Annotated in this window: 11 protein-coding genes; 8 read left to right on the top strand and 3 right to left on the bottom strand. The window is 63.8% G+C overall.

What is annotated here, in order from left to right:
- Positions 1-218: 218 nt before the first annotated feature.
- On the bottom strand, positions 219-1,286 hold the full coding sequence (locus tag J5J83_RS04245) for an AraC family transcriptional regulator (protein WP_249115610.1): 1,068 nt from the start codon (positions 1,284-1,286) through the stop codon (positions 219-221).
- Between the two features lie 106 nt (positions 1,287-1,392).
- On the opposite strand from J5J83_RS04245, the gene J5J83_RS04240 reads away from it, so the two are divergent.
- From J5J83_RS04240 to J5J83_RS04205, 8 genes are all read left to right on the top strand, one after another.
- Complete coding sequence (locus tag J5J83_RS04240; protein ID WP_349251861.1) at positions 1,393-1,917, top strand: MarR family winged helix-turn-helix transcriptional regulator; 525 nt, start codon at positions 1,393-1,395, stop codon at positions 1,915-1,917.
- Between the two features lie 146 nt (positions 1,918-2,063).
- The gene (locus J5J83_RS04235; protein ID WP_212345815.1) at positions 2,064-4,379 is read left to right on the top strand and encodes a bifunctional salicylyl-CoA 5-hydroxylase/oxidoreductase; all 2,316 of its coding nucleotides are present in this window, start codon (positions 2,064-2,066) and stop codon (positions 4,377-4,379) included.
- 179 nt (positions 4,380-4,558) lie between these two features.
- Positions 4,559-5,368 (top strand): SDR family NAD(P)-dependent oxidoreductase, encoded by an 810-nt coding sequence (locus J5J83_RS04230; protein WP_212345813.1) that lies wholly within the window; start codon positions 4,559-4,561, stop codon positions 5,366-5,368.
- A 231-nt stretch (positions 5,369-5,599) separates the two neighbouring features.
- Positions 5,600-6,445, top strand: coding sequence for an enoyl-CoA hydratase family protein (locus J5J83_RS04225; protein WP_212345811.1), 846 nt, complete (start codon positions 5,600-5,602; stop codon positions 6,443-6,445).
- Positions 6,446-6,456: 11 nt separating this feature from the next.
- Positions 6,457-7,608: an acyl-CoA dehydrogenase family protein gene (locus tag J5J83_RS04220; protein ID WP_212345809.1), complete on the top strand. Its 1,152-nt coding sequence runs from the start codon at positions 6,457-6,459 to the stop codon at positions 7,606-7,608.
- 45 nt (positions 7,609-7,653) lie between these two features.
- Entirely contained in the window at positions 7,654-8,835 is a 1,182-nt protein-coding gene (locus tag J5J83_RS04215) for an acyl-CoA dehydrogenase (RefSeq protein WP_212345807.1), read from the top strand.
- 73 nt (positions 8,836-8,908) lie between these two features.
- Positions 8,909-9,331 carry a thioesterase family protein gene (locus J5J83_RS04210; protein WP_349251860.1) on the top strand — a complete coding sequence of 141 codons (423 nt, stop codon included), beginning with the start codon at positions 8,909-8,911 and terminating at the stop codon, positions 9,329-9,331.
- Positions 9,328-9,723: a RidA family protein gene (locus J5J83_RS04205; protein WP_212345803.1), complete on the top strand. Its 396-nt coding sequence runs from the start codon at positions 9,328-9,330 to the stop codon at positions 9,721-9,723. The genes J5J83_RS04210 and J5J83_RS04205 overlap by 4 nt, the downstream gene beginning before the upstream one ends.
- A gap of 435 nt (positions 9,724-10,158) precedes the next feature.
- Here J5J83_RS04205 and J5J83_RS04200 read toward each other — a convergent pair whose 3' ends face one another.
- Together J5J83_RS04200 and J5J83_RS04195 are read right to left on the bottom strand one after the other, a co-directional pair.
- Positions 10,159-10,629 (bottom strand): MaoC family dehydratase, encoded by a 471-nt coding sequence (locus J5J83_RS04200; protein WP_212345800.1) that lies wholly within the window; start codon positions 10,627-10,629, stop codon positions 10,159-10,161.
- Positions 10,630-10,634: 5 nt separating this feature from the next.
- Positions 10,635-12,431, bottom strand: a complete 1,797-nt coding sequence (locus tag J5J83_RS04195) for an acyl-CoA dehydrogenase (protein WP_212345797.1) — start codon at positions 12,429-12,431, stop codon at positions 10,635-10,637.
- Positions 12,432-12,455 lie beyond the last annotated feature (24 nt).

The raw sequence follows: 12,455 nt of genomic DNA, 5'->3' as shown, positions 1-12,455 counted from the left end.
CATCCCCATCCTGTCCTTCCCCTTGAAGGGGAAGGCACCTGCTAATGAGGTTCGTTGGGTCGCTTTCCTTCAAGGGGGTGAGGGCGGGGTTTCAATGAGCATCGCTCGCTGCCGCCTGAACGAGAGCGCGTCATCGCGCTGGCTGCCGGGTTGGGGTGGGGATGGGTTTGACCGCTAAAACAGGCGGACTCAAGTGCCGAACGACGCGCAACACTGAACTAGTTGCAAAGGCTCCTGGCTGCAGTCTGTGACGGCGTTTCGCCAAAGCGCGCCTTGTAATACGCGGAAAAACGGCCCAGGTGAGCGAAGCCGTAGCGATGTGCGAGCACGGCGACCTTGTCGGTGCCGGGCGCATGGCTGGCGAGCGCCTTGCGTACCCGATCGAGACGGGCGTCGCGCAGGTAGACGAGTGGCGTCGTGCCGCAGTGCTTGCGAAAACCCTCCTCGAGCGCTCTGACGCTCACACAGGCAACGCGGGCAAGATCACCCACGGTGAGGGCATCCTCGAGGTGGGCCTGGATATAGTCGATGGCGCGCTGGACGTGTCTGGGCAGTGCCGCCTGCTGCGGCTGATGCAGTCGATCGCTGTAGTTGTGACGATGCAGTTGCAGCAGGCCGCGCAACAGGCAGTCCTCCAGCGCGGCGACGGTGGGGCGGAAGGACAGCCACTCGGCACCGCACTCGTCGATATTGCCGGCGAGGTCGTGCAGCATCCTGCACCAGCTGCGGGTCAGGCCTTCGCACTGCGACAGCGCGATGTCAAAGGTCAACGGGACATCCAGCTCGTCGCCGAGATGTTCGGCAAGCCGGCGCTCAAGCGAGGCGCGGGGAATCCACAGCATGAGCTGGCCGTTGTCGTGTTTCCAGCGCATGCGCGTGGGTTCGTGCGGATTGAGCATGCTGGCGGTCGCAGGAGACGACAGCACCTCCTGTGCGCCGCAGCGGATATGCGCGGTGCTGTGCAGCGGCACCTGGACCAGGTAAAAACTCTCCAGGCAGCCCGGCAGGATATCGACGTCGGTGCCGTAAGTCAGATAATTCAGTGCGGTCTCGCCGAGTCTGACCAGATTGTGGCGGGATGAAAACGGGGTCTGGCTGCTGACCGGGCGCAGGTCGTGCGGACAGAAGACGCGGGCAACCTTCAGTCTCGCCTCGTCCGCATCGTTGGAGCTGAAGAAGGGAAAGGCGGAGAGGCGGTCGGGGCGCAGTCGGTCCTGCATCGTAACGGCGATGTGTCCGCCAGGGTGTTCGCGAGCGGGAATGGTGCGCTGGGGGAAGAATGTCATCACTTGCTCCGCCGGTTTGCTTGCAGGGTGATTACCGTATAGTTATAAACAATTTATAAGCAAAGTTGGACGGATCGCAAGTGCGATCTTTGTCGAGGAGCGCAGCGTGGCGGCGATAAATGGCGAAGACATGATGATGGCGGAATCCGGTTTGCAGACGAATGCCGATCCGCAGCGCTTTGTCGAGGACTACCTGGCCTTCCTGCTTGCCCAGGCCAGCAGCCGGATTTCGCGCGAGTTTCACCATGAGGTCGAGGCGGCGGGTGTGTCCGTGACCGAGTGGCGGGTGCTGGCCAGTCTGGACGGCAGCGCGGGGGAGAGTATCGGCGCGCTGAGCCAGCTGACCTTGACCAAGCAGCCGACGCTGAGCAAGGTCGTGCAGCGCATGGAGGCCGAAGGGATTGTGTCGCGCACCCGGGTGCGCAGTGATCGGCGACAGACGGTGGTAAAGATCACGCCCAAGGGGCAACGTCTGACCGATACCTTGCGGCAGCGAGCCATCGAACATCAGACGCGCGTGCTGGCGCCTTTCGGTCAGGACAATGCAGACATGCTGATCGCGATGCTGAAGGAACTTCTGGCACTGCATCCGCCTGGCGGGTCGGTCGAGTACGATTCAAGCGCGGAGTAAGAGGGGAAGGCAGCGGATTGCCAGCTGCTTGTTGACTTGATAGTTTAGATATGAAATATTGCTCACTAAACAAGCAAGTCAGTTCATACCCGTTCCGGATCATCTCGTCTCGAGAGGCGGGCGGCTCAACCAGAAGGAGCAATGGCATGCGTATCGTGTGTATTGGTGGAGGCCCTGCAGGGCTGTATTTCGCGATCCTGATGAAGAAGCTCAACCCGGCGCACCAGATCACCGTGGTCGAGCGCAACAAGCCCTACGACACGTTCGGCTGGGGCGTGGTCTTCTCCGACGCGACGATGGACAACATGCGTGAGTGGGATCCGGTGACGGCCGATGCCATTCAGGTCGCCTTCAACCACTGGGACGATATCGAACTGCACTTCAAGGGGCAGAGCATCCGTAGCGGCGGTCACGGCTTCGTCGGCATCGGGCGCAAGAAGATGCTCAACATCCTGCAGGAGCGCTGCGAGAAAATGGGGGTCGAACTGGTCTTCGAGGTCGAAGGCGAAGACCGCCAGTATCCCGATGCGGATCTGATCATCGCGTCCGATGGCATTTTCTCCGCCACACGCGAGCGTTATCAGGAGGTGTTCAAGCCGAACATCATCAAGCGTCCGAACCGCTACATCTGGCTGGGCACGAAGAAGCTCTACGACGCCTTCAATTTCATCTTCGAGAAAACCGAGCATGGCTGGTTCCAGGCGCACATCTACAAGTTCGACGCCGAAACCACGACCTTCATCGTAGAATGCCCGGAGCATGTCTGGCTGGCACACGGTCTGGACAAGGCGGATCAGGAGCAATCCATTGCGTTCTGCGAGAAACTGTTCGAGAAGCATCTGGATGGCCACGCCCTGATGACCAATGCGCGCCATCTGCGCGGCTCCGCCTGGCTGAACTTCCAGCAGGTCAAGTGCGAAAAGTGGTGGCTGAACAACGGCAACAGCCACGTCGTGCTGATGGGCGACGCGGTTCATACTGCGCATTTCGCAATCGGCTCGGGTACCAAGCTTGCCATCGAAGACGCCATCGAGTTGACGCGTCAGTTCCAGGAGCTGGGCGACGCGGTGGAGAACATTCCTGCCGTGCTGACGCGCTACCAGGAATTGCGCAACGTGGATGTGCTGCGCCTGCAGAATGCGGCGTGGAATGCGATGGAGTGGTTCGAGGTCTGCGACGCGCGCTATTGCAACACGATGGAGCCAGAGCAGTTCATGTACTCCATGCTCACCCGCTCGCAGCGCATCTCGCACGAGAACCTGCGTTTGCGCGATGCGGCCTGGCTGGAAGGCTACGAGCACTGGTTCGCGAAGCAGGCCGGCGTCGTGGTGCCGGAAGACAAGCCGGCGCCGCCGCCGATGTTCACCCCGTTCAAGTTGCGCGGGCTGACGCTGCCGAACCGCATCATCATGTCGCCGATGGCGATGTACTCGGCCGACGACGGACTGGCAGGCGATTTCCATTTGGTGCATTTCGGCGCACGGGCGCTGGGTGGCACCGGCCTATTGTATACCGAGATGACCTGCGTCTCGCCCGATGCGCGCATCACCCCGGGATGTGCGGGCATGTACAAGCCTGAGCATGTGAATGCATGGAAGCGGATCGTCGATTTCGTCCATGCCAATTCGGACGCGAAGATGGGCATCCAGCTCGGCCATGCAGGGCGCAAGGGGGCGACCAAACTGGCGTGGGAAGGTATCGATCAACCGCTGGAGTCGGGTGGCTGGGAACTGATTTCGGCGTCGCCGCTGCCCTATCTGCCGAACTCCCAGGTGCCGCGCGAGATGAATCGCGAAGACATGGACCGGGTCAAGGCGGATTTCGTGCGTTCGACCAAGATGGCGGTCGAGGCCGGCTTCGACATCCTCGAGTTTCACTGCGCGCACGGCTATCTGCTGTCCAGCTTCCTGTCGCCGCTGACCAATCAGCGCAAGGACGAGTACGGTGGCAGCATCGAGAACCGCGCCCGCTATCCGCTCGAGGTGTTCAAGGAAATGCGCCGGGTGTGGCCGGCCGACAAACCGATGTCGGTGCGCCTGTCGTGCCACGACTGGTTCCCGGGCGGCAATACCGCGGATGATGCGGTCGAGATCGCGCGCCTGTTCAAGGAAGCCGGTGCCGACATCATCGACTGCTCGTCGGGCCAGGTGTGGAAGGGTGAGAAGCCGGTGTTCGGGCGCATGTTCCAGACCCCGTTTGCCGACCGCATCCGCAACGAGGTGGGGATCCCCACCATCGCCGTCGGCGCGATCTTCGAGGCCGATCACGCCAACAGCATCATTGCTGCAGGTCGTGCCGATCTGTGCGCGGTGGCACGTCCGCACCTCGCCGATCCGGCCTGGACATTGCACGAAGCGGCGAAAATCGAGTTCAAGGGCGTCGCGTGGCCGAAGCAGTACCTTTCGGGGCGCGGGCAGTACGAGACCAACCTCAAGCGCAGTTACGTGGCGCCGGGGAAGTAAATGGGCCTTGGGTGAAGGTGGGCTGCCGTTTGCAGCGCGGGTGCTGGGGGGCGGGGTGAAGGTGATTGCTCCGAGGGCTGCGGAACTCGCCGCGCTCGGACAGTCCTCGCCCTCTGCACAAACGCCTTCTCCCCACGCCTGAACCCGGGTTGCCGGATCGACGTTAAGAGCAGAGCGACATGAATCTGAATACTGAGAATTCCGCAGGGTCGGATTTGCCCTTGTCCGGTCGCCACGCCGTGGTGACCGGCGCGGGGAGTGGTATCGGTGAGGCCATCGCACTGGAGTTGGCTCGACTCGGGGCGACGCTGACCCTGGTCGGCCGTCGTGCGCAAGCGCTCGAGGCCACCCGCGCAAAGCTGGCGGGGCAGGGGCACGGGCTCGTAGCGGCCGACATCACCGATCATGCAGGCATTGCTGCCGCGTTTGCGGCTGCAGCTGCGGAGCGCGGTGCGATTTCGATCCTGGTCAATAACGCCGGCGCAGCGAAGAGTGCCCCGGTCGGCAAGACGACGCCCGAGCTCTGGAACGAGATGCTGATGGTGAACCTGACCGGTACCTTCAACAGCACCCAGGCGGTGCTGGCCGGGATGCAGGCTGCGCGCTGGGGACGGATCGTGAACATCGCCAGTACGGCCGGCCTCGTCGGCTACGCCTACGTGTCTGCCTACACGGCAGCCAAACACGGCGTGATCGGCTTTACCCGCTCGTTGGCGCTGGAGGTAGCGAAGCAGGGCATTACCGTGAATGCGGTGTGTCCCGGCTATACCGACACCCCCTTGCTGGGCGGCGCGGTGGACAACATCGTGGCCAAGACCGGTCGCAGCAGCGATGAAGCCAAGACCACGCTTGCTGCGAGCAATCCCCAGGGGCGCCTTGTGCAGCCTGAGGATGTGGCGCGCACGGTGGGCTGGTTGTGCCTGCCCGGTTCGGAAGCGATCCACGGCCAGTCGATCCCGGTGGCGGGTGGCGAAGTGATGGCTGGCTGACACCGAATGGATGAACACAGGTCACTAAAGCACGGAACAAGGTGGGGGCGCCGGGTGTTTGCGCAGCGGCGAGGACTGTCCGAGCGAGCGTAGCGAAGCGAGTTCCGCAGCCGCGGAGAAAACACCCGGTGCCCCCGTCGGAATCGCAGGCACCTCCTGCAGCAGAAGATGCAAGCGATAACGGACACGGCAGGGAAGACCTGCACCGACAGAGATCAACGGAGAGAGGCCATGGCAGAACTTTCGATGAATGACCACAAACGTCCGTTCAAGGACTACGCAGCACGCCACTTCAAGTGGGAATGCAGTGATGACGGCAGGGTGGCCACGATCACACTGAACCGCCCCGACAAGAAGAACCCGCTCACCTTCGACTCCTACGCCGAGTTGCGCAACCTGTTCCGCGACCTTGTCTACGCCAGCGACGTGCGCACGGTCGTCATCCAGGGCGCGGGCGGAAACTTCTGCTCCGGCGGCGACGTGTTCGAGATCATCGAACCGCTGACCAAGATGAGCATGCCCGAACTGCTCGAGTTCACCCGCATGACCGGCGACCTCGTCAAGGCCATGCGTCGCGCACCGCAGCCCATCATCTCGGCCATCGACGGCATCTGTGCCGGCGCGGGGGCGATGGTTGCGCTGGCGTCGGACTTCCGCATCGGCTCGCCGGAAACCAAGACCGCCTACCTCTTTACCCGGGTCGGTCTGGCGGGTGCGGACATGGGGGCATGCGGGCTGCTGCCGCGCATGATCGGTCAGGGGCGTGCCACCGAACTGCTGATGACCGGCCGGGCCATGAGCGCGGACGAGGGCCTCGCCTGGGGCTTCTTCAGCGCCCTGCATCCGTCGGCCGACTTGCTCTCGCAAGCGCAGAAACTGGCGCGCAATCTAGCCGACGGCCCCTGGTTTGCCCATACCGTCACCAAGACCATGCTCAATCAGGAGTGGGCGATGGGCATCGAGGAAATGATCGAGTCCGAAGCCCAGGCCCAGGCCATCTGCATGATGACCGGCGACTTCCGCCGTGCCTTCGAAGCCTTCGCGTCGAAGCAGAAACCGACCTTCGAAGGCAATTGAGGGCCACGCACATGGACCGCTCCATACTCGATCTGCCGTTCTACGGCGCAGAGCATCGCCAGCTTTCGGACGCGATCTTCGATTGGGCATCGACTGCGATGCCTGCCATCGATCATCACGACACCGACAACGCCTGCCGCACTCTGGTGGCAGCCCTGGGCAAGGCCGGTTTCCTGCGTTATGCGGTGCCTGCGGCCTATGGTGGCGCACTGGCGGAGCTCGATTCGCGTTCGCTGTGCATCGCCCGCGAAACGCTCGCCTACCACGACGGACTGGCCGATTTCGCCTTCGCCATGCAGGGACTCGGCACCGGCGCGATCACCTTGTCGGGTAGCGAAGAGATCAAGCGCCATGTGCTGCCCAAGGTCGCCAGCGGCGAGTGGATCTCGGCGTTTGCACTGACCGAGCCCGACGCCGGTTCGGATGTCGGTGCCATGGCCTGCGATGCGCGGCTCGACGGCGATCACTATGTGCTCAATGGCGAGAAGACCTGGATCTCCAACGGTGGCATCGCGGACGTGTATTGCGTTTTCGCCCGCACCGGCGAGGCGCCGGGCACGCGTGGCATCTCCGCCTTTGTCGTCTATCCCGACATGGCGGGTTTCGAAATCGCCGAGCGGCTGGAGGTCATTGCACCGCATCCGCTGGCCCGCCTGCGCTTTACCGACATGAAAGTGCCGGTGGCCAATCGTCTGGGCGCGCCGGGCGAGGGCTTCAAGGTGGCGATGCGCACGCTCGACATCTTCCGCTCCTCGGTGGCGGCCGCCGCGCTGGGTTTTGCCCGGCGTGCGCTCGACGAGGGTCTCCATCATGCCCGCAACAGGCCGATGTTCGGTCACAGCCTGGCCGATTTCCAGCTGACCCAGGCCAGGCTCGGTGAGATGGCTACCGACATCGAAGCGGCCGCCTTGCTGACGGCGCGTGCCGCTTGGCGCCGCGATGTGCAGAAGTTGCCGACCACGCGCGAAGCGGCGATGGCGAAGATGACCGCAACCGAGAACGCCCAGCGCGTGATCGACGCCGCGGTGCAGATGCACGGCGGGCAGGGGGTGAGAGTCGGCGTCAAGGTCGAATCGCTCTACCGCGAAATTCGCGCGCTGCGCATCTACGAAGGTGCGACCGAAGTGCAGAAGCTGATCGTCGCCCGCGAACTCCTCAAATAACCGATGACTGAATTGCCACCCAACCCCAAGGGAGCTGAACACGCTATGAGCAAGATCCATTTTGACTGGGCCGATCCGCTGCAACTCGACGGCCAGCTGACCGACGTCGAACGCATGGTACGCGACACGGCGCGCGCCTACTGCCAGGAGAAGCTGCTGCCGCGCGTGCAGGAAGCCTTCCGCCACGAGAAGACCGACCGCGAGATCTTCAACGAAATGGGCGAACTCGGTCTGCTCGGGCCGACCATTCCGGAGGAGTACGGCGGCGCCGGCATGAACTACGTGTGCTACGGCCTGATCGCGCGTGAAGTCGAGCGTGTGGATTCCGGCTACCGCTCGATGATGAGCGTGCAGAGCTCGCTGGTGATGGTGCCGATCAACGAATTCGGCAACGAAGCCACCAAGCGGAAGTACCTGCCCAAGCTCGCCACCGGCGAATGGGTGGGCTGCTTCGGCCTGACCGAGCCCAACCACGGCTCGGACCCCGGCAGCATGGTGACGCGTGCGCGCAAGGTCGACGGCGGCTACAGCCTGTCTGGTTCCAAGATGTGGATCACCAACAGCCCGATCGCCGACGTGTTCGTGGTGTGGGCCAAGGACGACGAAGGCCAGATCCGCGGCTTCGTGCTGGAGAAGGGCTGGAAGGGGCTGTCGGCGCCGGCGATTCACGGCAAGGTCGGCCTGCGTGCGTCGATCACCGGCGAGATCGTCATGGACGAAGTGTTCTGCCCGGAAGAGAACGCCTTCCCGACGGTGCGCGGGCTCAAGGGCCCCTTCACCTGCCTGAACTCGGCGCGTTACGGCATTGCGTGGGGCGCGCTCGGTGCGGCCGAGGCCTGCTACGAAACCGCGCGTCAATACACGATGGACCGCAAGCAGTTCGGTCGTCCGCTGGCGGCCAACCAGCTGGTGCAGAAGAAGCTCGCCGACATGCTCACCGAGATCACGCTGGGGCTGCAGAGCTGCCTGCGGGTCGGTCGGCTGAAGGACGAGGGCAATGCGGCGGTCGAGATCACCTCGATCATCAAGCGCAACAGCTGCGGCAAGTCGCTGGACATCGCCCGCATGGCGCGCGACATGCTCGGCGGCAACGGCATCTCGGACGAGTTCTGCGTGGCGCGTCACCTGGTGAACCTGGAGGTGGTGAACACCTACGAGGGCACGCACGACGTGCATGCGCTGATTCTCGGCCGCGCCATTACCGGCATCGCTGCGTTCAGCAACTGACGGTGGCGAGCGGACAGGCCAATAGAGGGGAGGGGATGTTTTGACAACTGATGCGAATTCGGACGAGCTGGACGTGCAGCCGGTGGAGTTCATCGCCGAGCGGCTGGTGCGTTTTTCCGACTGCGACCCGGCCGGGATCGTCTTCTTTCCCAACTATTTCCGCATGCTCAACGGCGTGGTCGAGGACTGGTGGGCGCACCTGGGCAAGCCCTGGACGGAGCTGGTGAGCAAGCGGCGGGTGGGTACGCCGACCGTCCAGCTCGATACGTCCTTCGTCCTGCCATCCAACTTCGGCGACACCATCCGCTTTCACCTTTCGGTCGAGAGACTCGGCACTTCATCGCTGGTGCTGCAGCACGTCGTGGTCGGCGCCGATTCGGCGCGGATGCGCGCGCGGCAGGTGCTGGTCGCGACCTCGCTCGACAACCATAAAGCCATTCCCTGGCCTGACGACGTTCGCCAGGCGATCAACAGATTCACGGAGAGAACATCATGAACAAGGTGCTGCAACCCGAAGGCTGGGCCAAACCGCGCGGCTACTCCAACGGTATCGAGGCGCGTGGCCGCCAGATCTATGTCGGCGGCCAGATCGGCTGGAACGCGGCGTGCGAGTTCGAGAGCGACGACCTGGTGCAGCAGATCTACGTCGCGCTGAAGAACTCGGTCGACGTCGTCAGGGTCGCTGGCGGCGGTCCGGAGCACATCGTGCGCATGACCTGGTACCTCGTGGACAAGAAGGAGTATGCCGCTCGCCTGAAGGAGATCGGCGCGGTGTATCGCGAGGTCATGGGCAAGAACTTTCCGGCGATGACGGCGGTGCAGGTCGCCGACCTCGTCGAGGACGAAGCCAAGGTCGAGATCGAGGTCACTGCGGTCATTCCCGACTGATTGTTTGTGAAAGAATGGCGCCCGGTGCGGGTGAGGCAGGCGCGCGAGCGAACGGCCACGAGGCCCGGCAATTGAATGCATGACGTCATGTGTTGGCAGCTTGTTCCTCCCCTTGTATGTTCAGGGAAAGGGAAGGAAGCAGCTAATCAGGTTCGAAGGGGCTCCGTTTGACTCCCTCCCCTTCAAGGGGAGGGCTGGGGTGGAGATGGGTTTCATGGGCGGCCACCAAGACCCATCCCCCTCCCAACCTCCCCCTTGAAGGGGGAGGAGCTCTGTTCTGTAGAAAGTCACATGCGAGGGGAATTACTTGTGCGCGCAGGGGGGGGGCAAACCCATCCCCACCCCAGCCCTCCCCTTGAAGGGGAGGGAGCCAGACGGCGTCACCCGAGGCCGGTAGCCACCGCCCGGAGGCGCTGTCGTGCTGGCTGCAGCGAGCTATTGCCCCTGTTGGTTCGCCCGCCGGTATCTGACGACAAGCTCGAATGTGGCGGCCGTTCGCGGGTTTGATGCCTCTTCGACCTGCACTGCCCACCTCGCCTCTCCGCCCTTGTCGTGCGGCGTCCATGCGGCCAGGCTCACCCGCGCGCGGATTTGCGCGCCTGCCGGTACGGGGTGGATGAAGCGTACGTGGTCGAGGCCGCAGACTATGGCGGCGGCGGTGTCGTCGGTCTCCACCTGGCGGACTGCGCCGGCGGCGAGTGAGACGAGCAGCAGGCCATGAGCGATGGTTCCGCCGAATGGCGAGTCTGCTGCGCGCACCGGGTCGACGTGGATCCATTGGTCGTCACCGGAGACGTCGGCGAAGGCGTTGATGCGTGACTGGTCGACGGTCAGCCATTCGCCGACCGCCAGTTCGTGTCCGACCGCGTTGCCGAGGTCGGAGAGCCGTGCGAAGTGTTGCGCCATCTGCTTCAGAATGCGCTTTCGGGAAAGCGCATCATGGCGCCGCCTGCTTCGCGGACGGTGGCGGCCATGGCGGTGGCTTGGGGGCCGATCGTGGCCATGTAGAAGCGCGCGAGCTCGATCATGCCCGTCAGGTAAGACGGGTCGTAGCCCGGTTCGTCACTGCCCAGGCACCGACGCGCGGCAAGTGCGGCCCGCGCCAGCTGCCAGCCGCCGCACACGGTGCCCAGCACGTAGAGAAAGGGCACGGCCCCGGCGAGTACTTCGCCCAGCTGGTCGCGGCCGTTGGCGAGAATCCAGTTTGCGGCCGCGCTCAAGGCTTCCACGCTGTCGGCGAGGCCGTCGGCGATCTCGCCCAGCGTGTCATCCGCGCGCAGCAGCGCGATCGTCGATTCGATGTCGGCGATGAGTTCGCGCAGTGTTTCGCCGTTTTCGCGCAGGATCTTGCGGCCCACCAGATCGTTGGCCTGGATGCCCGTCGTGCCTTCGTAGATGGTGATGATGCGGGCATCGCGGAAGAACTGGGCGACGCCGGTTTCCTCGACGAAGCCCATGCCGCCGAAAACCTGGATGGCGTCGTCGCACACATCGTTGCCGACCTCGGTGCACCATCCCTTCGCCACTGGCATCAGCAGGTCGACGTAGCGACGATGTTTGTCTGCCACCTTGCGGTCGGGATGCTTGTGGGCGATGTCGAACCAGCCCGCCGCGGTGTACAGCAGCGCCCGCATCGCCATCACCCGTGCGCGCATGGACAGCAGCGTGCGCTTGACGTCGGGATGGTGAATGATGGGCTTGCCGGCTTCGCCGGTGACGGCATCGCGCCCCTGCACCCGTTCGCGCGCATAGGCGAGCGCGAACTGGTAGGCGCGCTCGGCCAGTCCGGCGCCCTGCACGCCGACGCCGAACCGGGCCTCGTTCATCATGATGAACATGGTTGCGAGGCCTTCGTTCGGCTTGCCGACGAGCCAGCCGGTGGCCCCGCCCTGGTCGCCGTAGGACAGGGTGCAGGTGGGACTGCCGTGGATGCCCATCTTGTGTTCGATGGAGATGCAGCGCACATCGTTGCGCGCGCCGGGATGGCCTTCGGCATCGAGCAGGTACTTGGGGACGATGAACAGGGACAGGCCCTTCACCCCCGGTGGCGCATCGGGCAGGCGCGCCAGCACGAGGTGGACGATATTGGGCGTCAGTTCATGTTCGCCGTAGGAGATGAAGATCTTCTGTCCGAACAGCTTGTAGCTGCCGTCGGCCTGGGGTTCGGCGCGCGTGCGCGTGGCCGCAAGATCCGATCCGGCCTGGGGCTCGGTCAGGTTCATGGTGCTGGCCCATTCGCCGCTGACGACCTTGTGCAACCAGGTCTGCTTCTGCTCGTCGCTGCCGGCGATCAACAAGGCCTCGGCCTGGCCGACGTTAAGCTGGGGCAGCATGGTGAATGCCATGTTGGTGGAGAACCACATTTCCCACACCGGGGTCGAAACCAGCTTTGGCAAGCCCTGACCGCCGAACTCGGGCGGCAGCGACAAGCCGATCCATCCGGCATCGCGAAACTGGTCGTAGGCGCCCTGCCACCCTTCCGGTGCGGCAATGCGGCCCTCTGCGTCCAGCCGGCATCCCTGCAGGTCGCCCTGTCTGTTGATCGGGGCGAGCACGCCGGCGGCGAATTTACCGGCCTCTTCCAGGATGGCCGATACCAGATCGGGCGATGCATCCTCGCAACCGGGCAGCTGGCCGATCGCCTTCAGACCGGCCAGTTCGGTCAGGATGAAGGTCATGTCTCTTGTCGGGGCGATGTACTCGGTCACCAGGGTGTCTCCACGAAAGTCTTG

Source organism: Azoarcus sp. L1K30, assembly GCF_018122735.1.
In the GTDB taxonomy this organism is placed as follows: Bacteria; Pseudomonadota; Gammaproteobacteria; order Burkholderiales; family Rhodocyclaceae; genus Parazoarcus.
Note: the sequence above shows the minus strand (reverse complement) of the source record. Positions and strands in the feature narration are given on the sequence as shown.

Bases quoted from the DNA above. Each gene is read 5' to 3' on its own strand.
- J5J83_RS04220 (WP_212345809.1), top strand. From the start codon at position 6,457: ATGGACCGCTCCATACTCGATCTGCCGTTCTACGGCGCAGAGCATCGC.
- J5J83_RS04245 (WP_249115610.1), bottom strand. From the start codon at position 1,286: ATGACATTCTTCCCCCAGCGCACCATTCCCGCTCGCGAACACCCTGGC.
- J5J83_RS04215 (WP_212345807.1), top strand. From the start codon at position 7,654: ATGAGCAAGATCCATTTTGACTGGGCCGATCCGCTGCAACTCGACGGC.
- J5J83_RS04235 (WP_212345815.1), top strand. From the start codon at position 2,064: ATGCGTATCGTGTGTATTGGTGGAGGCCCTGCAGGGCTGTATTTCGCG.
- J5J83_RS04200 (WP_212345800.1), bottom strand. From the start codon at position 10,629: ATGGCGCAACACTTCGCACGGCTCTCCGACCTCGGCAACGCGGTCGGA.
- J5J83_RS04225 (WP_212345811.1), top strand. From the start codon at position 5,600: ATGGCAGAACTTTCGATGAATGACCACAAACGTCCGTTCAAGGACTAC.
- J5J83_RS04230 (WP_212345813.1), top strand. From the start codon at position 4,559: ATGAATCTGAATACTGAGAATTCCGCAGGGTCGGATTTGCCCTTGTCC.
- J5J83_RS04205 (WP_212345803.1), top strand. From the start codon at position 9,328: ATGAACAAGGTGCTGCAACCCGAAGGCTGGGCCAAACCGCGCGGCTAC.